General features: G+C 64.1%; 17 protein-coding genes and 1 rRNA gene. 15 read left to right on the top strand and 3 right to left on the bottom strand.

Annotation, left to right across the window (positions count from 1 at the left end; genetic code table 11):
• Window positions 1-154 precede the first annotated feature (154 nt).
• Window positions 155-270: ribosomal RNA gene (rrf, locus tag ACIPZG_RS17635) — 5S ribosomal RNA — on the top strand.
• A gap of 115 nt (window positions 271-385) precedes the next feature.
• Here rrf and ACIPZG_RS17640 read toward each other — a convergent pair.
• The gene (locus tag ACIPZG_RS17640) at window positions 386-1,075 is read right to left on the bottom strand and encodes a GntR family transcriptional regulator (protein ID WP_400715737.1); all 690 of its coding nucleotides are present in this window, start codon (window positions 1,073-1,075) and stop codon (window positions 386-388) included.
• A gap of 202 nt (window positions 1,076-1,277) precedes the next feature.
• On the opposite strand from ACIPZG_RS17640, the gene lapG reads away from it, so the two are divergent.
• Both lapG and lapD read left to right on the top strand, forming a co-directional pair.
• A complete protein-coding gene (gene lapG / locus ACIPZG_RS17645; RefSeq protein ID WP_400715739.1) occupies window positions 1,278-2,039 on the top strand; it encodes a cysteine protease LapG in 762 nt (253 codons plus the stop codon).
• 10 nt (window positions 2,040-2,049) lie between these two features.
• Entirely contained in the window at window positions 2,050-3,993 is a 1,944-nt protein-coding gene (lapD, locus tag ACIPZG_RS17650; RefSeq protein ID WP_400715741.1) for a cyclic di-GMP receptor LapD, read from the top strand.
• Window positions 3,994-4,029: 36 nt separating this feature from the next.
• On the opposite strand, the gene ACIPZG_RS17655 is transcribed toward lapD, so the two are convergent.
• The gene (locus tag ACIPZG_RS17655) at window positions 4,030-4,371 is read right to left on the bottom strand and encodes a tryptophan synthase subunit beta (RefSeq protein WP_400716115.1); all 342 of its coding nucleotides are present in this window, start codon (window positions 4,369-4,371) and stop codon (window positions 4,030-4,032) included.
• A 311-nt stretch (window positions 4,372-4,682) separates the two neighbouring features.
• Complete coding sequence (locus tag ACIPZG_RS17660; protein WP_400716123.1) at window positions 4,683-4,946, bottom strand: hypothetical protein; 264 nt, start codon at window positions 4,944-4,946, stop codon at window positions 4,683-4,685.
• Here ACIPZG_RS17660 and bcsE point away from each other — a divergent pair.
• The 12 genes from bcsE (at window position 4,830) to ACIPZG_RS17720 (ending at window position 21,525) form a co-directional block, all read left to right on the top strand.
• Window positions 4,830-6,260, top strand: coding sequence for a cellulose biosynthesis protein BcsE (gene bcsE, locus ACIPZG_RS17665; RefSeq protein ID WP_400716117.1), 1,431 nt, complete (start codon window positions 4,830-4,832; stop codon window positions 6,258-6,260). The two genes, ACIPZG_RS17660 and bcsE, sit on opposite strands and share 117 nt — an antisense overlap.
• The gene (bcsF, locus tag ACIPZG_RS17670) at window positions 6,257-6,442 is read left to right on the top strand and encodes a cellulose biosynthesis protein BcsF (RefSeq protein ID WP_400715743.1); all 186 of its coding nucleotides are present in this window, start codon (window positions 6,257-6,259) and stop codon (window positions 6,440-6,442) included. Before bcsE ends, bcsF begins: the two co-directional genes overlap by 4 nt.
• Complete coding sequence (gene bcsG / locus ACIPZG_RS17675) at window positions 6,435-8,063, top strand: cellulose biosynthesis protein BcsG (RefSeq protein WP_400715745.1); 1,629 nt, start codon at window positions 6,435-6,437, stop codon at window positions 8,061-8,063. The genes bcsF and bcsG overlap by 8 nt, the downstream gene beginning before the upstream one ends.
• Window positions 8,060-8,278, top strand: coding sequence for a cellulose biosynthesis protein BcsR (gene bcsR / locus ACIPZG_RS17680; RefSeq protein ID WP_400715747.1), 219 nt, complete (start codon window positions 8,060-8,062; stop codon window positions 8,276-8,278). Before bcsG ends, bcsR begins: the two co-directional genes overlap by 4 nt.
• Entirely contained in the window at window positions 8,275-8,991 is a 717-nt protein-coding gene (gene bcsQ, locus ACIPZG_RS17685) for a cellulose biosynthesis protein BcsQ (RefSeq protein WP_400715749.1), read from the top strand. The genes bcsR and bcsQ overlap by 4 nt, the downstream gene beginning before the upstream one ends.
• Window positions 8,988-11,597, top strand: coding sequence for a UDP-forming cellulose synthase catalytic subunit (gene bcsA, locus ACIPZG_RS17690; protein ID WP_400715751.1), 2,610 nt, complete (start codon window positions 8,988-8,990; stop codon window positions 11,595-11,597). The genes bcsQ and bcsA overlap by 4 nt, the downstream gene beginning before the upstream one ends.
• The gene (gene bcsB, locus ACIPZG_RS17695; protein WP_400715753.1) at window positions 11,594-13,876 is read left to right on the top strand and encodes a cellulose biosynthesis cyclic di-GMP-binding regulatory protein BcsB; all 2,283 of its coding nucleotides are present in this window, start codon (window positions 11,594-11,596) and stop codon (window positions 13,874-13,876) included. The genes bcsA and bcsB overlap by 4 nt, the downstream gene beginning before the upstream one ends.
• A gap of 2 nt (window positions 13,877-13,878) precedes the next feature.
• Window positions 13,879-14,988: a cellulose synthase complex periplasmic endoglucanase BcsZ gene (gene bcsZ / locus ACIPZG_RS17700; RefSeq protein WP_400715754.1), complete on the top strand. Its 1,110-nt coding sequence runs from the start codon at window positions 13,879-13,881 to the stop codon at window positions 14,986-14,988.
• Complete coding sequence (bcsC, locus tag ACIPZG_RS17705) at window positions 14,976-18,503, top strand: cellulose synthase complex outer membrane protein BcsC (RefSeq protein WP_400715756.1); 3,528 nt, start codon at window positions 14,976-14,978, stop codon at window positions 18,501-18,503. The genes bcsZ and bcsC overlap by 13 nt, the downstream gene beginning before the upstream one ends.
• Window positions 18,504-18,718: 215 nt before the next feature.
• Window positions 18,719-19,618: a TauD/TfdA dioxygenase family protein gene (locus ACIPZG_RS17710; RefSeq protein ID WP_400715758.1), complete on the top strand. Its 900-nt coding sequence runs from the start codon at window positions 18,719-18,721 to the stop codon at window positions 19,616-19,618.
• A 17-nt stretch (window positions 19,619-19,635) separates the two neighbouring features.
• On the top strand, window positions 19,636-20,655 hold the full coding sequence (locus ACIPZG_RS17715) for an ABC transporter substrate-binding protein (protein WP_400715760.1): 1,020 nt from the start codon (window positions 19,636-19,638) through the stop codon (window positions 20,653-20,655).
• Between the two features lie 6 nt (window positions 20,656-20,661).
• Window positions 20,662-21,525 (top strand): ABC transporter ATP-binding protein, encoded by an 864-nt coding sequence (locus ACIPZG_RS17720; RefSeq protein ID WP_400715762.1) that lies wholly within the window; start codon window positions 20,662-20,664, stop codon window positions 21,523-21,525.
• Window positions 21,526-21,539 lie beyond the last annotated feature (14 nt).

Consider the following 21,539-nt stretch of genomic DNA (forward strand, 5'->3'; position numbering starts at 1 on the left):
TGGTAGTGTGGGGTTTCCCCATGTGAGAGTAGGTCATCGTCAAGATTCATTTCGCAAAACCCCTATCTGCGCAAGCAGGTAGGGGTTTTGTCTTTAAGTAGAAGCCATAGAAATTCGCAGGCACGTCCCGAGGACGGGCCAGCACACAGAATTTCTTGACGACCATAGAGCATTGGAACCACCTGATCCCATCCCGAACTCAGCAGTGAAACGATGCATCGCCGATGGTAGTGTGGGGTTTCCCCATGTGAGAGTAGGTCATCGTCAAGATTCAAACACAAAGCCCCTGTCTGCATCGCAGACAGGGGCTTTGTCTTTTCGGGGCCGGTCACAGAACCGCGTCACATGCCAGGCTTCGGCGCAGGCGCCTGGCGGTGTGGAAGTACTACTTGGCCACCTGCTTGTCCAGGTAAGCCCTCATCACCCGGGCCGCCTTGTTCAGATGCTGCTCCAGCACCTTCACGGCCTCGTCCACCCGCTTGCCGCTGGCCGCATCCACCAGCGCGTTGTGATCGTCCTGAGTGAGTTTGCCCAGGCCCATCGATGACAAGTGGAAGCGCAGAAAGCGCTCTTCCTCATTGAGCTCGATTTCAATCAGGCGCAACAGCTTCTGATTCGGTGCCTTGCTATACAGAGACATGTGGAACAGCCGGTTAAGGCGACCGATTTCCGCATGGCGTGTTTCGTTTTCCAGTTGCTGGATGTAACTGCGGGCACTGGCAATGTCAGCGGCATCCAGCAACGGGATCGATTGACGTAACGCTTCACTCTCCAGTAGCACGCGCAGCTCATAAGTGTCGACCGCGTCCACCCCGATCAAGGGGGCAACCACTGCACCTTTGTGCATCTCCACCCTCAGCAGCGACTGCGCTTCAAGCTGGCGCAGCGCTTCCCGTACCGGCATGCGACTGACGCCGTACAAGGTGGCAAGCTCCTGTTGACGCACGGCGGTACCGGGCGGCAGGCGGCCATCGAGAATGGCGCTACGCAGGCGTTCTTCGATCACGGCACGGGCCAGGTGCGACGGCAGCTGTTCAGCGGTCAGCACGTTGCTCAGTTTGATTTTCTCGGGCACGCGGAGTCTGCCTCGATAATGAAAGTTTGATCCAATGAAACGAGTAACCGGCAAGGAGGCTTGTCAAACCAACGCGCGCACTGAGACTCGCGAAGCAGGAGTTCATTCATGTTGGATGAAGTCGCTTGGCAAAGAAAGCGCTACACATTAAGCGTTATCAATAAAGTTATAGCGTCCCGACCACTGGTGTCCTGATTGCCGGATGCCATTGTCTTTTAAACCGACTGGCGCCACCATCGCTGTTTTCGATTGGTCTGAACAGGTCTTCGCAGTGGCGATATCCTGGGTCCTCAAAATTGCCGTGCGCCGTGCCGGCCTTGCTGTGCTACTGGGTAGCCTGTTGCTCGGCGGTTTGCATGCGGATTGGGATTTCACCGACATCAGCCGCAAATCACAAACGCTGTATGGCCCTCTCGGTGCAGGGAAAGGCCGCATCGATGCCTGGCAGAACCTGATGGCCACGCAAAACCAGGGCACCGAGTTGCAGCGCCTGCAGGTGGTCAACCTGTTCTTCAACCAGCAGCTGCGTTACGTCGAAGACATCGACCTTTGGCGTGAAGTCGATTACTGGGCCACGCCGATCCAGGCACTCATCAAGGGCGCCGGTGATTGCGAAGACTACGCCATCGCCAAGTACTTCAGCCTGCGGCGCATGGGTATTGCCAGCGATAAGCTGCGTATCACTTACGTCAAGGCCCTGCGTCAGAACCGTGCGCACATGGTGCTGACCTATTATTCAAACCCACAGGCACAGCCGCTGGTGCTCGACAGCCTGATGGACGCGATCGAGCCGGCCAACCAACGCACCGACCTGTTGCCGGTCTACGCCTTCAATGGCGAAGGCCTGTGGCTGACGGGGGGCGCGGGCAACAAGAAGGTCGGTGACACCAAGCGCCTGTCACGCTGGCAGGACTTGTTGAAGAAAATGCAGGCCGAAGGGTTCCCGGCCGAACCGGTCTACTGAAGGAGCGCAGATGTCACTGTTCAAACAATTGCTGTTGGCCATTTGTCTGTTCCTGGTGGTCGCATTCAGCGGCAGTTTCATGGTGAGCCTGGAAAGCTCGCGTAGTCAGTACGTCAACCAGCTGCGCTCGCATGCCCAGGATGCGGCCACCGCACTGGCGCTCTCCTTGACGCCGGGCATCGATGACCCGGCCATGGTAGAGCTGATGGTCAGCTCGATCTTCGACAGTGGCTACTACGCCAGCATCAAGGTCATCGACCTGGGCTCCAACGCGGTGCTGGTGGAGCGTCACGCCAAACCAGACCCTGGCGGTGTCCCTGCCTGGTTCATCCGCCTGATCGGCCTGGAAGCAGCGGGCGGCGATGCCATCGTCAGCCGCGGATGGCAGCAGGCCGCACGGGTCGAGGTGATCAGCCATCCGATGTTCGCCATCGGCAAGCTCTGGCAGAGCGCACTGGGCAGCTTGGGCTGGCTGCTGCTGTGCGGTGCCGCGAGCGCGGCGCTGGGAGCCTTGCTGCTGCGCCGCCAGCTGCGTCCGCTGGATGCCATGGTCGAGCAGTCCCAGGCCATTGCCCGCCGCGAGTTTCTCAGCCTGCCCGAGCCGCGCACGCCGGAGCTGCGCCGGGTGGTTCAGGCAATGAACCAGATGGTCGACAAGCTCAAGGCCCTGTTCAGCGAACAGGCCGAACGCAGTGAGCGGTTGCGTGCCGAGTCGTATCAGGACAGCCTGACCGGCCTGTCGAACCGGCGCTACTTCGAGATGCAGCTCAACGCCCGAGTCAGCAACCTGGAGGAGGCCCGTGCCGGCTACCTGCTGCTGCTGCGTGTGCAGGGGCTGGCCGGGCTCAACGCGCGTCTTGGCGGGCAACGTACCAACCAGCTGTTGCAGGCAGTTGGCGAGCAGCTTCGGCGCACCTGTGCCAGCTTCCCCGAGACCAACGACCTGATTTCACGCAGCCGAGGCGGGGAGTTCGCAGTGTTGGCGCCCGGCATGGTCCACGAAGACGCGGTACGCCTTGCCCAGGCCCTTGAGGCGGCGCTGCAAAGCCTGCACGAGACAGGTGCCAGCGACCTCTCGCCAGTCGCCTGCATTGGGCTGGCGCCATTCAGCCCGGGCGATGCCCCGCAGGCGCTGCTCAAGCTGGCTGACGAGGCACTGGCGCGTGCCGAGAACCAACCGACACCGGGCTGGGTGTGCCTTGAGCAGGGCGCGGCTGCCGTTGCCGGCGACAACCAGCACGAATGGCATACACGCCTGGACGAGGCGTTTGCCGGCGGCCAGTTCGAGCTGTTCTTCCAGCCGGTGGTGGATGCCCAGACGGGCCAGCGGCTCCTTCATTACAAAGTGATCTCGCGGCTGCATGACGACCAGGGCGAGGCATTGCCCGCCGGCCGCTTCCTGCCCTGGCTGGAGCGTTTCGGCTGGATGTCGCGACTGGATCTGCTGGTGCTGGAAAAAGTGCTCGCGCACCTGCGCAGCCATGATCAGGTGCTGGCGTTGAACCTGACCGCCGCGACCCTGGCCGACCCCAAGGCCCTGCAGCGGGTCTATGAGTTGCTGGACCAGAACACGGCACTGGGCGCGCGGCTGATCTTCGAGATCGGCGAAGAGCAATTGCCCGAGCAGGCGGCGCTGGAACAGTTGACCCGGCGCCTGCGAGGGCTTGGTTTCGGCCTGGCACTTCAGCGTTTTGGTGGCCGCTTCAGCATGATCGGCAACCTGGCGCATCTGGGCCTGGCGTACCTGAAGATTGATGGCAGCTACATCCGCAATATCGATCAGGAACAGCACAAGCGATTGTTCATCGAAGCTATCCAGCGCGCGGCGCACAGCATCGACCTGCCATTGATTGCCGAGCGGGTGGAGACAGAAGGGGAGCGGTTGGTGTTGGTGGAAATGGGTGTGGGCGGTATCCAGGGCCAGCTGGTTGGCGAACCTGCGCCCTGGCGCTAATTTCAAGTGTGCCGGGGCGCCACGCGCCCCAGGGGCTCAGATCAACCCGCCTTCCTCTTCTTCTTCGATCAGGTTATTCAGGCTGCCCAGCGCCTTGCGCGCTGTGGAGCGACTGAGCAACTTGGCCTGTGCGCCGGCCGGCAGGTCGGTGATGCTGATCACGCCCTTGGTGGTCAGCACCTCGATCAGGTCCTCGAGCACGCGGATCATGTCCAGGTCACTCTGCTTGAGCTGCTTGAGACTGTTCTCGACGACGTCGTCGGCAAACCACTCCAGGATTTCGACATGGTCGGCCGGGAGGATTTCCGTGTATTCGGCGTAAGGGGCGGCTTCCACCCGCTGCAACTGACCGCTGGCGTTACGCTGCACGTAGAACATGGCGTCCATCCTCGTCACGTGGGTTCCTTGGCTTGCTGGCTAAGGCGCAGCATAGGCAATGATGCGGTATTGCGCCTGTTCATCGAGAGGTTGCCGAGTGCTCCCTGCTCAAACCGATCATCAAGGGGCATTCCGAGACCCTGTTTGAGAGCTGGATCACCGTTTGCAACGGTGCGTCAGATTGTCTCTGGCAAACGTGTGCGGCTGTCTGTTAAATAGCAACTTGACACTATTTTCCCCTGGTGCTGTAGAATTGACGCTTTCAAACCAAGCCCAATCTGCAGGCGCCGTTTTTTTGACGAGCAATTTCGTCAAAAAGCCGCGACGACATGCGTGCGGCCTCCCATCCTTGAATCAGCTTCGATTTTGAATTCAGAGTCATCGTTTTGACGAAAAGTATTCCATTGTTGGCTATTCCCGGTTTGGGTGCCGAGCATAGTCAGTTTCATGACCAAGGCTTGTACTGGTTGGCCTGTGACACCACAGAAAACGCCGCTACGCTCTGCCGCCAAGTCATCGCCGCCATGCCTGAACAAGGCCGGGCTGCGTTGCTCGGTGATGCGCGTGTCATGCAAGAGTCCCTCGAAGGGCTGGACCCGGCTTGTGGTCCTGCCGAACTGACTCTGTACGAGGCTGACACCCGGGCCATCCTGCAGCTCAAAGACGACCTGCCACGCATCGACTTGCCGGGCCGGGTGCTGGTAGCACTGGTATCGACGGCTGCGTGGGAAGGGGGCAAGGTCGAGCGCTGGTGCCAGACGTTGCGCCAAGCGGCACTCGCCGCCGGTGCACTGATCGTGGTGATCAGTGAAGGTCAGAGCGCCTCGCTGATTGAGCGCCTGCGCGCATTCAACCAATCCCTCGACGGACTTGCCCAGCTCTACCGTGGCCAGGGCGGTGTGCGCTATCTGCAGCATTACTGGAGCAACCTGCTTGGCGTTGTCGGCCCCATGGACGTCGAACTGGCGCGCCAGGCCAGCGGGTTTGCGGTTGCCGGTCGGCTTCAGCCGCTGTCCGATGCGGGTGGCGATGAACTGCTGTGCCTGGCCCAGAGCCAGGTGCTTGAAGGTGCGCCGGCACTGTCCGAGCACTGGCAAGTGTTCGACAGCATCAGCGAGCTAGGGGCCAAGGCCGGGCGCGCCGTGTCGGCAACCGTGATTTTCGCCATGGACGGTGGTCAGCGTCTCGACGTGCTGGCCCGTCAACTGCACACCTTGCGTCAACTGCGCGGCAATGCCCTGAAGCTGGTGGTACGCGAAATGGCCCCGACGCTGCGTTATCAGGACGAGCAACTGCTGCTGGCCTGTGGTGCCAGCCAGATCGTGCCCTTCGGTGCCAGTCTTTCGCGCTTCCTGACCATGGTCGACAGCATTCAGGGTTATGTATGGCCCCGTCATCTCCCCGCTGATTTCGATGCCTTGCTCGCCCGCCTGCGGCCGCTGCCGATCTGTGGGCTGGTGGCCCCGCGTGCCTTTGCCGAAGCGGTGCAACAAATGTGGCAGGGCCATCGCAACGGTGAAATCGTCCACCAGCTGCTGGTGCTGCGCCCCGCCCCCGGCCTGAGCCCACTACAGGCCTGCTCGCGCACGGTGTTCCGCCGCGATGGCGATATCGCCTGTGTGGTCGACGACGTGCTGTTCCTGTTCCTGTTCGCCTGCCGTTCGGAAGGTGTCGAGCAGGCGCTGGACCATATCTTCCAGCTGTCCTGGAAAGAGCTGTTCATCGGCCAGGAGGTCCTGGTCAGCCTCGACAGCCTGGGCGGCACGGCCTTCCTCGACGAAACCATACCGCAACCGCCACTGGCCGAGTCGCTGGCGCTGCCAGCGGCGCATAAAAGGCCTGCCCTGGCACCGCGGCAGATCACCCTGCGTCATTGGGGGGCCAAGTGAACTTCGCGCAATTGCTCCAGGTAGTCGGCATCAGTGCGCTGGTTACCTTGATCCTCGTCATGTTCGTGCTTCGCGTACGTGCCATGGTGCAAGGCTGGCTCAGCCGTCATCTGCGCCCCCGTTACCTGAAGCCGGTGGGTGTACGCCGCCGTGTTGTGCGTCAGGACCCTGATCATGACTAGCTCGACATTTTCAACCTCGATACCGGGCCGTTGGCACGGTCTGGGTGCCTGGAACCTCTACTTCCTGGCCAAGTTCCTGTTGGTTGCCGGCGGCATGCTGGACTTCCAGGCGCTGCCCAACCTGCTGTTCGCCGCATTTTTGCTGGTCCCCCTGCCTGGGCGCTGGTTGCGCGTCGGGCGCCAGGTGGTGGCCGTGCCAGTGGGTGTCGCCCTGTTCTATCAAGACACCTGGCTGCCGCCGTTCAGGCGCTTGCTGGAGCAGCCGGGCGTGCTCGATTTCTCGTGGGATTACCTGCTGGAACTGATGGCCAGGTTCGTCAACTGGAACCTGGTCGGCGCCCTGGTGCTGCTGGTGGTGGGGTACCTGTTCCTGCGGCACTGGGTGCGCCTGAGCACCTTGAGCCTGGTCGGCCTGGCGTGGCTGGCGGTTGGCGGGCTGCCGTCGTTGGGCACCGGAGCCGGCCAGCCGGCCGTTGCCGGTGCAGCCAACACGGCCGCCACCGCCGCCACTGCGCCTGCCGGGGCGGTCGCCGACACCGCGACCCTCAATGCCTGGCTTGACCGCTTCTTCACCAGCGAACGTCAACGGGTGACCACGTTCCCTGCTGCCAAGCCGGATGAGCAGGCGTTCGACCTGCTGGTGATCAACGTGTGCTCCCTGGCCTGGGATGACCTCTCGGCCGTCGGCCTGCACGAAAACCCCTTGTTCTCGCGCCTGGACGTGGTCTTCGATCAGTTCAACTCGGCCACTTCCTACAGTGGTCCGGCAGCGATTCGCATGCTGCGGGCCAGCTGTGGTCAATCGTCCCATGTGGGTCTGTACCAGCAGGCGCCCGAACAGTGCCTGTTGTTCCAGAACCTGGCCAACCTCGGTTTCCAGAGCCAGACCTTGCTCAACCACAGCGGGCGCTTCGACAACTTCATCGGCGACATCACCCGGCAGCACATGCCTCAGCCTGGCTTCAGTGTCAGCGACTTCCCGCGGGCGCTGGTCAGCTTCGACGGCTCGCCGATCGCCGGCGACCTGGACGTCCTGAACGGCTGGTGGGGCAAGCGCAAGAGCTCCGGTGCCGAGCACGTCTCGCTGTTCTACAACACCATCAGCTTGCATGATGGCAACCGCTTGGTGACCGCCGACGGCGGCACGCGCCAGGCCGATTACGCCACGCGGGCCAATCGCCTGTTCGGCGACCTCGGCAAGTTCCTCGACGAACTCGAAGCCAGCGGCCGCCGCGTGGTGGTCGCCATCGTTCCCGAACACGGTGCTGCCCTGCACGGCGACCGCATGCAGTTGCCCGGCATGCGCGAAATCCCAACGCCGTCGATCACCCACGTGCCGGTCGGCCTCAAGTTCATCGGCATGGGCCAGCCGGCCCGCAGCGAGCCGCTGAAAGTCACCGCACCTACCAGCTTCCTGGCCCTGTCCGAGCTGGTGTCGCGTGTCTATGCCGGCCTGGGTGCCGGCCAGACCCTCGACCTGCCGAGCCTGCTGACTGACCTGCCCACCACCGAGCGCGTGTCGGAAACCTCCGGTGCCCAGGTCCTGGACTACCAGGGCCGGACCTACATGCGTCTGCAAGGCCAGCCGGATTGGCAGCCTGTTCCCAAGGAGAGCCCATGATGGCTGGCAAAGCTGACCCCTCCGACCGCAGTGACGATATCGCCCAACTGCGTCAGTACCTGGCCATGCCTGCCTTGAGCTACCAGGACATCTCCATGATGGTCGGCGTACAGCAGGCCTTGCAGCGCTGGCCGCTGCTGGGCGAAAGCTGCATGGCCACCCTCGGCAACGCTGCCGTCGAGCAGCCCGAAAAGCATGAGACCCTGCGGTCATGATCAGCCTGTCCTTGCATGGATTGCGCGGCGGGCTGGGCCGTACTGCCCTGCTGGCAGCGCTGGGCTATGCCATGCGCGAGCTCGGCGAGCGCGTGCTGCTGGTGGATATGAGCCCGGACAACCTGCTGGGCCTGCACTTCAACCTGCCGCTCGACCAGCGCGATGGCTGGGCGTGCGCCGAACTGCAGGGGCGGCCTTTCGGCGAGCCCATCTATGAGGTGCTCGACGGGCTGTGCCTGATGCCCTTCGGTGAAGTGGCGCAAGAGCGGCTCGACGACCTGGGGGCCTACCAGCAGCCCGAAGTGTGGCGTACACGCCAGGCCGCACTGGCCGAGCATTTCGACTGGCTGCTGTTCGACCTGCCTCACCCGGTCGCGGCCAAAGCCACACGCGGCTTCGACACCGACATGCGGATCCTGGTGGCCGAAGCCGAGATGACCAGCCACGTATTGCTCGGTCGCCAGCCGGTCGAGCGCTACGACCTGCTGCTGGTCAACCGTTTCGACCCTGCCAGCAGCCTGCAGAGCGATGTGGTGATGGTGTGGCGTGACCTGTTCCGCAACCAGTTGCCGCTGCAGCTGGTGCACCGTGACGAAGCGTTCGGCGAAGCCTTCGCCAGCAAGGCGCCAGTGGGTCACTACGCACCGCAATGCCTGGCATCGCGCGACGTGCAAAGCCTGGCGGTGCGCTGCCTGGCGAGGCGGCAAGCGTGAACGTGACGCCACGCTCGGCCTACGCCTACTTCACCGCACGCGGCGCGCACTGGCCGGTCGCCCTGCTGTTCACGTTGGGTGTGTGGGTGGCGTTCCTGTTGCTGCGGCTCGAATCGCCGTCCTGGCAGGCATTGCTGGCCGAGCATCAGCGACTGTTTCCGCAGTTCGTCGGCAAGCGGCCGACGCTGGGCGACCCGCTGCGCCTTTTGATCCAGTGCCTCTGGCTGCTGCTGCGGCGTGTGCCTCAGCCGCGCAAGCCGGGCCGGCCCGTGCGCGCCTGGTCCTTCGCGGTCGGCCACTTGCACGGGGCATGGCAGGTGCTGCGCAGGTATCGCGCGCGGCTGGCCGAAACCATGCGCCAGGTGCCGAGACGTTTTCGCGACAGCAACTTGCAGCACGATGCCGCCCAGCGCTTGCGCCGGCTGAGTGTGTTCGGCCGTCGCCTGTTCTATACCGTGCTCACCTTGTGCGCCGTGCTTCTGGCCGTGCTCTGCGTGACCGAGCCGTTCGGCTACCAGGCGCAGCTGGTGTTCATTTTCCTGCTGTGGGGCATCGCCATGCTGGTGCGCTACATGCCAGGCCGGTTCCCGACCCTGATGCTGATCGTGCTGTCGACGATCATTTCGTGCCGCTACCTGTGGTGGCGCTACACCTCGACCTTGAACTGGAACGACAAGCTCGACCTGGTCTGTGGCGTGATTCTGCTCGCCGCCGAAACCTACTCCTGGTTCGTGCTGATCCTGGGTTACATCCAGACCTGCTGGCCGCTGGAGCGCAAGCCGGCGGCCCTCCCGGCAAACCCTGCACACTGGCCGACAGTCGACCTGATGATCCCCACCTACAACGAGGATCTGTCGGTGGTGCGCACCACCGTGCTCGCCGCCCTGGGCCTGGACTGGCCGCGCGAGTGCCTGCGCATCTACATCCTCGACGATGGCAAGCGCGAGGCGTTTCGTGCCTTCGCCGACGAGGTCGGGGTGGGCTACATCGTGCGGCCGAACAGCAAGCACGCCAAGGCCGGTAACCTCAACCATGCGTTGGGTGTGACCGACAGCGAGCTGATTGCCATCTTCGACTGCGACCACGTGCCGGTGCGTTCCTTCCTGCAGATGACGGTCGGCTGGTTCCTCAAGGACCCCAAGCTGGCGCTGGTGCAGACGCCCCATCACTTCTTCTCGCCCGACCCGTTCGAGCGCAACCTGGGCTCCTTCCGCCGCCGTCCCAACGAAGGCGAGCTGTTCTACGGGCTGATCCAGGACGGCAACGACATGTGGAACGCCGCCTTCTTCTGCGGCTCCTGTGCCGTGCTGCGGCGTACCGCGCTGGAGAGCATTGGTGGTTTTGCCGTCGAAACGGTGACCGAAGATGCCCATACCGCGTTGCGCCTGCACCGCCAGGGCTGGACCTCGGCCTACCTGAGTATTCCCCAGGCCGCGGGCCTGGCCACCGAAAGCCTGTCGGCGCACATTGGCCAGCGCATACGCTGGGCGCGCGGCATGGTGCAGATCTTCCGTACCGACAACCCCCTGTTCGGTCGCGGGCTGAGCCTGTTCCAGCGGATCTGCTACGCCAACGCCATGCTGCACTTCCTCGCCGGCCTGCCGCGGTTGGTCTTCCTCACCGCACCGCTGGCGTTCCTGTTGCTGCACGCCTACATCATCTACGCGCCGGCGGTGATGATCCTGCTCTACGTACTGCCGCACATGATTCACGCCAGCCTCACCAACTCGCGCACGCAGGGCAAGTACCGGCAGACCTTCTGGGGCGAGGTCTACGAGACCGTACTGGCCTGGTACATCGCCCGCCCGACCACGGTCGCGCTGTTCGCGCCGAAGAAAGGCACGTTCAACGTCACGGCCAAGGGCGGTCTGATGGAGCATGGCCAGTTCGACTGGCACATCGCCAGACCCTACCTGTTCCTCGCCGGCCTCAACGTGGCTGGCTTGGGGTTTGCCGTCTGGCGCCTGTTCACTGGCCCGGTTGCGGAAATCGGAACAGTGATCGTCAGTTCGCTGTGGGTGCTCTACAACCTGCTGATCATCGGCGCCGCCTGCGCGGTTGCCGCCGAAGTACGTCAAGTGCGGCGTGCACACCGTGTGCAGATGAACTTGCCGGCTGCCCTGCAGCTGGAAAGCGGGCACGGCTTCCCTTGCACCCTGGTCGACTATTCCGATGGCGGCATCGGCCTGCAGTTGGGCGACGGCGTGTCGCCTGCGCCAGGCGAGCGCGTGCGCTTGCTGCTGAGCCGCGGACAGCGTGAATTTGCCTTCAATGCACGGGTGACCCGCATCGTCGGCCGACATGTGGGCCTGACCTTTGATGGCCTCACCCAGCAGCAGCGCATCGACCTGGTGCACTGCACCTTCGCCCGCGCCGATGCCTGGCTGAACTGGCAGGACAATCACGAAGTTGAACGCCCGCTGCGCAGCCTGGTCGACGTCCTCAAGATGGGCGGCATCGGTTACCTGCGCCTGATCGAACACACACCTGGTTGGCTGCGCGATCGACTGCTGCCAGTGCGCGACCTGGCGCGCTGGCTGGGCAGCTACCTGCCGCGCACCCCCCGACCTCTCCCATCCACGAACCTTGTTGACCGAGACGCATGATGACTCGTTATCCCGCACGCACCTGGGGCCTGGCGATGGCGCTGCTTGCCTCGCTGTTCCAGAACGCTGCCGTCGCCGATGTAGCCCCCCTTGCCGTACCGGACGAGCCATCGGTGCCCACCTGGCCCGTCAACCAGACGTTCGAGCAGCTTGGCCGACCGGCCGACAGCCTGTTGCTGGGCGTGCGCAACAGCGAAAACATCGAATTCGGCGTGCGCCGGGACCGCCTGGCAACCGACGCGGTGCTGCAGCTGGACTACACCCCTTCGCCAGCGCTGCTGCCGAACCTGTCCCATCTGCGCGTGTACCTCAACGATGAGCTGATGGGCGTGGTGCCGATCGAGAAGGAACAGCTCGGCCAGCGCGTGCGTCGCCAGATGCCGCTGGACCCGAAGCTGATCAGCGACTTCAACCGGGTGCGCCTGGAGTTCGTCGGGCATTACACCGATATCTGTGAAGACCCGGCGCACAGTGGCCTGTGGCTGAACGTCAACCGCAAGAGTCAGGTCCAGCTGCGCGAGCAGGCGCTGGCGCTGGAGAATGACCTGGCCTACTTCCCGCTGCCGTTCTACGACGCGCGCGACACCAGCAAGGTCGAGCTGCCGGTGGTGTTCGCCGACGCACCGACCGTGGGTGAACAGCGTGCTGCGGCAATCCTCGCGTCGTACTTCGGCAGCAAGGCGGGCTGGCGCAAGGCAACCTTCCCGGTGTCGTTCAACAGCCTGCCGGCCAGCGGCGACAAACCCCGGCCTGCCGTGGTGTTCGCCACCAACGAGCGGCGCCCGGCGTTTATCGCCGACCTGGAAAAATTCCCCGCAGTCGATGGCCCGGTGGTGCAGTTGATCGACCACCCGGACGATCGCTGGAGCAAACTGTTGCTGGTGCTTGGCCGCAATGACGAGGACCTGATCAAGGCCGCGTCGGCGCTGGCCGTTGGCAGCGACCTGTTCCGCGGCCCGCGGGTCAAGGTCGAGCAGATGACCGCCCTGCAACCACGCAAGCCGTACGATGCGCCGAACTGGACGCGTACCGACCGGCCGGTGCGTTTCTCCGAGCTGCTCGACTACCCCGAGCAGCTGCAGGTCAGCGGCTTGCAGCCGCGGCCGATCACCCTGGATGTGAACCTGCCGCCGGACCTGTTCGTCTGGCGCAACCAGGGCATCCCGCTGCAGACCTTGTATCGCTACACGCCGCCCGCCGTCACCGACGAATCGCGCCTGAGCATCAGCGTCAACGACCAGTACATCACCAGCATGCCGCTGGTGGGCAACGACCGTCGCAGCAGCACCCTGGAAGAAATGCGCCTGAACGTGCTGTCTACCGACAGCACCGCGTTGACCGAGCAATCGCTGGTACCGGCGTTGAAGATCGGCGCGCGCAACCGCCTGCGGTTCGACTTCAGCTTTGCCAGCACCATGGGCAGCGCACAGCGCGACCATTGCCAGACCACCCTGCCGGTGGACGTGCGCGCGGCGATCGACGAGAACTCGACCATCGACCTGTCCGGCTACCACCACTACATGGCCATGCCCGACCTGCGCGCCTTCGTACGCAGCGGCTTCCCCTACAGCCGCATGGCCGACCTGTCCGATACCGTGATCGTGGTGCCGGCCAAGCCGACGCCAATGCAGGTCGGCACCCTGCTGGATGTGATCAGCAGCATAGGCGGGCAGGTGGGCTACCCGGCCCTGAACGTGCGCCTGAGCGACAACTGGAAGCAGGCTTCAGAAGCCGATGCCGACCTGCTGCTGATCGGCAGCCTGCCCGAAGACCTGCGCGAGCAGCCCAACCTTGGCCTGCTGCTCAATGCACAGCGTGACTGGATGGTGCAGGGGCGCGTGCTGGAGCAAACCGGCAACCGCCGCTTCGATACCTCGCCGGTGGTATCCAATAGCCGGGTCGAAATCAGCGCCCAGGCGCCGATTGCGGCGATCACCGGCCTGAAGTCGCCGTTCCACGAGCAGCGCAGCGTCGTTGCACTGTTGGCCAGCTCCGATGCCGCTTACGGCATGCTGCGCGATGTGCTGGCCGATTCCGGCAAGCTGGATGCAGTGGCAGGCTCTGTCGCCCTGGTGCGCAGCAGCGGCGTCAGCAGCCAGTTCGTTGGCGAACACTATTACGTCGGCCAGCTGCCATGGTGGCTGCTGCTGTGGTTCCACCTGTCTGACTACCCGGCACTGATCGCGGTGATCGCCACCGTCAGCGTGCTGCTGTTCGCCTTCCTGTTGTGGCGTGCGCTGCGCTGGGCTTCGCGTCGTCGCCTGGGCGGAGCCGATTGACCATGCGCCAGTTGTTGGCAGTGCTGCTGGTGCTGTGCATGCCCGCTGTCGCCACGGCGTCGACGACTTGTCCGTGGCCGGCCTGGGAGCGCTTCAAGGCCGAACTGGTCAGCGCCGATGGCCGGGTACTCGACCGCAGTGACGAGCGCCAGATCACCACCTCCGAAGGGCAGAGCTATGCGCTGTTCTTCGCCCTGGTCGGCAATGACCGGCAGGCGTTCGCGAAGCTGTTGCGCTGGACCGGCAACAACCTGGCCGAAGGCGACCTTTCGCGTCACCTGCCGGCTTGGCTGTGGGGGCGCAGCAAGCAGCAGTGGCAGGTGCTGGACAGCAACAATGCCAGCGATGCCGACCTGTGGATCGCCTACAGCCTGCTCGAAGCCGGGCGGCTGTGGGACGAGCCGGCCTATACCCAGCTGGGCACGCAGATGCTCTGGCGCATCGCCGCCCAGACCGTGCGCAAGCTGCCCGGCCTGGGTGTGATGCTGTTGCCCGCAGACTATGGCTTCGAAGACAACCGTGGCTGGCGCCTGAACCCCAGCTACCTGCCGCCGCAGCTGTTCGACCGCTTTGCCCTTGTGGACCCGTTGTGGGGTGAGATGGCGGGCAACGTCCGGCGCGTCTGGCTACAGGCGTCGCCCAAGGGCTTTGCACCGGACTGGCTGCTGTGGACACCTGCGGCAGGCATCGAGCCCGACCCTGAGCACGGCAACGCCGGGGACTATGACGCCATCCGTGTTTACCTGTGGCTGGGCATGCTGGCCAACGGCGCGCCGCAGCGCGACGAGTTGCTGCGTCACTTCGCGCCGATGGTCGCCGCCACCACGCAAGGCGGCCTGCCGCCGGAAAGCGTCGATGCCCGTAGCGGCAAGCTGAGCGGTCATGGCCCGGCGGGCTTTTCTGCGGCGCTGCTACCGCTGCTGGCCAACGCCTCTGCTGACCCGACAGCGCTCGAAGCCCAGCGCAAAAGGCTGCGCGAGCAGCCCGTCGACGCGCAGGCGTATTACAACCAGGTCCTTGCCATGTTCGGCCAGGGCTGGGACGAAGCCCGCTATCGCTTCGACAACCAAGGTCGTCTGCTGCCTGCCTGGAGTGCGCCATGTTCCGAATGATCGGCGTGCTGACGCTGACCGCGTTGTCTTGCGCCGTGGCTGCGCAGCCCAAGGACCGGGATGAACAACGCCAATGGCTGCTCGAGCAGGTGCGTATCGGCGAAGCGTTGCACCGCGACGACCTGATTCACGACGCCCTGGCCCGGTTGCGCCTGCTCGAGCCGCGCAACCCTGATGCCTTGCTGGCCGCCTTGAGCCTGGCGCTGCGTGAGCAGAAGCCTGAGGAAGCCGAGCAACTGCGCGCAAGAATCGCCGAAGTGGCGCCGGGCAGTCTTCAGGACCGGCAAGCCCGGCGCCTGATGCAGCTGCAGCAACCGGAGCAGATGCGGCGCCTGCAGCAAGCGCGCCTGATGGCGGTGACAGGGCGCTACGAAGAAGCCCTGGTCGCTTATGACCAGTTGTTCGCCGGCGAACCGCCCAGCCTGGAGCTGGCGCTGGATTACTGGCGTGTGCGAGCCAACCTGCCAGGGCAACGGCCGGAAGCGATCCGCCAGCTGCAGCAACTCGATCGCCAGTACCCGGGCAATGCCGGCCTGCGTCAGACCTTGGCCAGCTGGCTGTTCAGCGAAGATCGCGACAGCGAGGCCTTGGCCGTGCTCCACCAGTTGTCGCGCGACCCGACGGCCCGCGATGCCGCCGCGCAGCGCGAGTTCGACTACCTGTCCGAGCAACCGGTGAATGCCAGTAGCGTGGCTGCCTGGCAGGCATTCATCCAGCGTTATCCCGCTTCGCCGCTGTTGTCGCAGGCCAACGAAAACCTCAAGCAGCAGCGCACCCTGGTGGGCGACCCGGCCTGGCAGGCTGGGCAGCGTGGCAAGGCCCTGCTTGATCAGGAACGTAACGCCCAGGCCGAGGCGCAGCTGCGTCTGGCCCTGCGCCGCTATCCCGACGATGCCAGCCTGCACGGTGCGCTTGGCGTTGCGCTGATGCGCCAGCGCCGCTATTCGGAAGCGAACGCGTCTTTTCACCGGGCTGTCGCCATCGAGCAGAACACCCGCTTGATGAGCAAATGGAAAGATCTTGAAGCCTCCAGCCAGTACTGGGGGCTGTTGCAGAGGGCCGACAGCGCGCTGGAGAAGCAGAACCTGCGCGCCGCCCGCTCGCTCTACCAGCAGGCGCGCCAGCAACGCCCCAAGGACGAGTTCGCCTTGCTCGGGCTGGCCGATGTGTCGTTTGCCGAAGGCGACCTGGCCGGCGCCGAACGGCAATACCTGCAGGTGCAGCGCATGGTGCCGGGCAATGAAAGCGCGGTGCGTGGCCTGATGCGGATCTACCAGGCGCAATCGACAGACAAGGCCGAAGCCTACCTGGACAGCTTGCCGCGAGCCCAACAGGCCCAGTTCGCCAGCCTGCGCCGCAGCCTGGAGCTTGGCCGCCTGCGCGAACAGGCTGATGCGGCATTGCAGCGTCAGGACTGGGCTACTGCCAGTCAGGTCCTGGGTCGGGCTGCCGAGTTGGCGCCCGATGAGCCTTGGCTGGCCTACCAATTGGCCAGCAGTCTGCGCCAGCAGGGGCGCAACGCCGAGGCAGACGCCGCCTTCACCCGGATACTGCAACGTCAATCGGCCGACCCCGCCACGCGTTATGCCCATGGTCTGTACCTGGAATCCAGTGACCGTGATGCACAGGCTCAGGACACCTTGCGCGCCGTACCGCAAGGCGCCTGGACCGACGACATGCGTGCCCTCGACAAGCGTGTGCGCCGACGCATGACCTTGGCCCAGGCCCAGCGCCTGCAGGACCAGGGCCGCACCGACGAGGCCACAGCGGTGCTGGAAGCCGGCCTGGCCCATGGCCAGGGTGACCCGGACGACCTCCTGCTGATGGCGGACTGGGCCGCAGAGCGGGGCGACCAGCGCAAGGCGCGTGGCTATTACGAGCGCGTGCTGCAGGTTCAGCCGCAGCGCCCCGAGGCCCGCCTGGGCGTGATGGAAAGCTGGATCGCCGAAGGCGACCTGGCGCGTGTGCGCCAAGCATTGGACGCGCAGCCCCTGCAGTTGACCGACGCGCAAAGCGATGCCCAGCGGCGCCTGGCTGCGGTCTATGTTGCGCTGGGCGAGAAGGACAAGGCTGTCCGACTGCTGGACCATATCGCCGCACAGCAGACCCAACCCGACCCGTTGCTGCGCCGCGACGCCGCCCGCCTGGTGGCCGCCAACGATCCACAGCGGGCGCTCGACCTGTATGCGGCGGCCATGGCCGATGCACAGTTGCTCAGCCGTGAGGCGGTGGAGCCGCGTGATGACCGCGCCCTGACCTACGCCAGCCGCGCGAAGGACACGGATGACTGGCTGGCGCGCAGCCTGCGCAGTGACGTCGATGAGCTGTACCAGCAGCGCAACACCAGCGTCACCCTCATGCACGACTACGGCTGGCGCAAGAATGACGGTACGGACGGTATTTCCCGGCTGAGCACCCAAACGACCTTGCTGCATGTCGATACCCCTTGGGAAGACGGCAGGGCGTTTGCGCGCGTGGAGCGCATTGGCATGGATGCGGGTTCATTCGACGTGGGTGAAAACAACAAGCACACAGAGGATTTTGGTTCTTGCCAGTTCATCAAGAAGGATGGTGAGCGCGTGGGCTGTGCGGGTAGTTCGGAAAGCGCCAACGGTGCGGTTCTGGCCGCGGGCTGGCAGAACGAACGTTGGGGCTTCGACCTGGGTACGACCCAAGGCTTCGAGGTCAACAACTGGTTGGGCGGCGCGATTCTCAATGGCGACCTCGGGCAGGTCGGCTGGTCGCTCGCTGCCTCGCGCCGGCCAATGAGCAACTCGTTGCTTTCGTTTGGCGGCACCCGAGACCCCAATACCCGCATCCGCTGGGGCGGTGTGACGGCAAATGGCGCCACACTTGGCCTGAGCTGGGACCAAGGTGGTGATCACGGCGTCTGGGCCAGCCTGGGGCACCACTGGCTGTATGGCGAGAACGTCGCTGACAACGAGCGCACACGCATCATGGCGGGGTACTACCGCCGCGTCGTGGAAAGGGCGGACGAGCGGATGCGCGTTGGCTTGACCGTGATGCGTTGGAATTATGACAAGGACCTGGGTGGCTACAGCCTCGGCCAGGGCGGGTACTACAGCCCCGAACGCTACGAATCGATCGGAGTGCCAGTTAGCTATGCCTGGCGCAATTATGATTGGTCGTTCCTGCTGGAAGGTTCGGTCAGTTGGTCTCGCGCCCATAGTGGCAGTAGCCGCCTGTACCCGGACTCGAGCGTAAACCGCAAAATTCTTGAGCACTACGACATTGCACCTTCGGATATCGGCGAAACCAACATCAATGCGATGACTGACTCCAGCGAAAGCACCGGCCTGGGCTACCGCCTGCATGGCGCGTTCGAACGACGCCTGAACGATCGCTGGGTACTGGGTGGAGGTTTCGACTGGCAGCACAGCGACGACTACACACCAAGCCACGCCCTGCTCTACGTGCGCTACCTGTTCGAGCCGTGGCGCGGCAACCTGGCCTTGCCCGTCACCGCACTGGAGCCCTACAGCGAATGGCGCTAAGGGGCGCCCAGCGCGCCCCTCGGCAGAGAATTGACTGCTTCATATGGTTATTCTCTAACGGTATTTAAATTATTTTTCTTATGCCTTTATAGTCGCTCCCACTGCGTACCCGTCGACCAATCGATGCGCCGCACGACTTGAACCCACACGGGTAATCCCCGTGCGTTTCTGATCGTTGCGCGCCATTGAAGTCGCGCACTGCGTGGGAGTGACACATGCCAGCCGCCTCGAACGCCTTGTCGTCCATCGACAGCGCCCAGCCGCAATTCTTCGAAATCCTTCCGTTCTCCGGTGCCGTGGGCGCCGAGATTGTCGGCCTGGACCTGACCAAGCCAGTCAGTGCCGAAGATTTCAGCCGTATTCATCGCGCCCACCTCGACCACCCTGTGCTGGTGTTCCGTGACCAGCGCATCAGCCCGCAGCAGCAAATCGACTTCAGCCGCCGCTTCGGCGAGCTGCAGATCCATGTGCTCAAGCAGTTTCTGCTGGCCGGCCACCCCGAGATCCTGATCGTTTCCAACATCATCGAAAACGGCCAGAACATCGGCCTGGGCGATGCTGGCAAGTTCTGGCATTCGGACCTCTCCTACAAAGAACTCCCCAGCCTGGGCTCCATGCTGCATGCCCAGGAGCTGCCCAGCGAAGGGGGGGACACCTTGTTCGCCGACATGCACAAGGCCTGGGACGCCGTTCCCGATGCCCTGCGCAACGTGGTCGAGGGCCGCAGTGCCGCTCACTCCTATACCGCCCGTTATGCCGAGACCAAGTTCGAGGGCAACTGGCGCCCGACGCTCACGGCCGAGCAGCTTGCCCAGGTGAAAGAAGTCATCCACCCGGTGGTGCGAACCCACCCGGAAAACGGCCGCAAGGCGCTGTTTGTCAGCGAGGGCTTCATCACCCGCATCGTCGGCCTGCCGGAGGATGAAAGCCGCGATGTGCTGCAGCAGTTGTACGCGCTGAGCGTGCTTGAGCAGAACATCTATCGCCATCAGTGGCAGCCCCATGACCTGGTGTTCTGGGACAACCGTTCGCTGATCCACCTGGCCACCGGCTGCCCGGCGCACCTGCGGCGCAAACTGTTCCGTACCACCATCCAGGGCGATGCCCCGTTCTGACGACTGAGGAAAACATCATGCGCAAATCCATCAGCCGCCTGGCGGCAAGCATCGGCCTGGGCGCCAGCCTGGTCGTCGGCAGCCTCGCGGCGCCCACCGTGGCCCATGCCGAAGGCAAGATTCGCATCGCCGAGCAGTTCGGCATCGTCTACCTGCTGCTCAACGTGGTGCGTGACCAGCACCTGATCGAAAAACATGGCAAGGAGCAGGGCATCGACATCGACGTCGACTGGGCCCAGCTCTCCGGTGGCGCGGCGATCAACGACGCGCTGCTGTCCGGTTCGGTGGATATCGCCGGTGCCGGCGTCGGCCCGCTGCTGACCGTGTGGGACCGCACCAAAGGCCGGCAGAACGTCAAGGCCGTGGCTTCGCTGGGCAACTTCCCGTACTACCTGGTCAGCAGCAACCCGAACGTGAAGACCATCGCCGATCTCTCCGACAAGGACCGCATTGCCGTGCCTGCGGTCGGCGTCTCGGTGCAATCGCGCTTCCTGCAGTACGCCGCCGCCCAGCAGTGGGGCGACAAGGAATACAACCGCCTCGACAAGTACACCCTGGCCGTGCCGCACCCGGATGCCACCGCCGCGTTGCTGGCCGGAGGCACCGAGCTCAACGGACACTTCTCCAACCCGCCGTTCCAGGACCAGGCGCTGGCCAACAAGAACGTTCACGTAGTGCTCAACAGCTACGACCTGCTCGGCCCCAACTCGCCGACGCTGCTGTTCGCCACCGAGAAATTCCGCAACGACAACCCCAAGACCTACAAGGCCTTCGTCGACGCCCTGGCCGAGGCGGCGGACTTCGCGCAGAAGGACAAGGCGGCTGCGGCGGATACCTACATCCGCGTGACCAAGGCCAAGATCGACCGCGATGCGCTGATCAAGCTGATCGACAACCCGCAGTACGAGTTCACCGTCACGCCGAAGAACACCTACAAGCTGGCCGACTTCCTGTACCGGGTGGGCGCCATCAAGCACAAGCCGGAATCGTGGAAGGACTACTTCTTCCAGGATGAACGCCCGTTGCAGGGGAGCTGATCGATCATGACCGCCCCATTGCCAGGCCACACGGTCAGCAACCTGAGCCGTGTCACTACGCCGTCCTTGCTCAAGGTGGACAACCTGAGCCTCGAATACCGCACCTCGCAACGCGTGGTGCGGGCCACTCACCAGGTCAGCTTCGAAGTCGACCGTGCCGACCGTTTCGTCCTGCTCGGCCCATCCGGTTGCGGCAAGTCCACCTTGCTCAAGGCCGTGGCCGGTTTCATCAGCCCCCGGGAAGGGCAGATCCTGCTGCAGGGCCAGCCGGTCAACGGCGCTGGCCCTGATCGCATCGTCGTGTTCCAGGAGTTCGACCAGTTGCCGCCATGGAAGACGGTGAAGCAGAACGTCATGTTCCCGTTGCTGGTGTCTGGTCAGCTCAAGCGCGCCGAGGCTGAAGAACGCGCCTTGCATTACCTGGACAAGGTCGGCCTGGCTGCCTTCGCCGATGCCTACCCCCACACGCTGTCGGGCGGCATGAAGGCGCGCGTGGCGATTGCCCGAGCCTTGGCCACCCAACCGAAGATCCTGCTGATGGACGAGCCGTTCGCCGCGCTCGATGCGCTGACCCGGCGCAAGATGCAGGAAGAATTGCTGCTGCTGTGGGAGGAGGTGCGTTTCACCTTGCTGTTCGTCACGCACTCCATCGAGGAGGCGCTGGTGGTCGGCAATCGCATCCTGCTGTTGTCGCCGCATCCGGGACGGGTGCGGGCCGAGGTGCACAGCCACCAGTACGACCTCGGCAGCCTTGGCGCTGCGGACTTCCAGGCCAGCGCACGGCGCATCCATCGGCTCCTGTTCGACGAGGCCGAAGCCCCGGAGCAGGCCGATGACCTGGGCTTCAACGACATCCGCATCGCCTACTGACAGGAGCTTCAGCC

It is taken from the genome of Pseudomonas sp. NPDC089395, from assembly GCF_044749525.1.
Taxonomy (GTDB): domain Bacteria; phylum Pseudomonadota; class Gammaproteobacteria; order Pseudomonadales; family Pseudomonadaceae; genus Aquipseudomonas.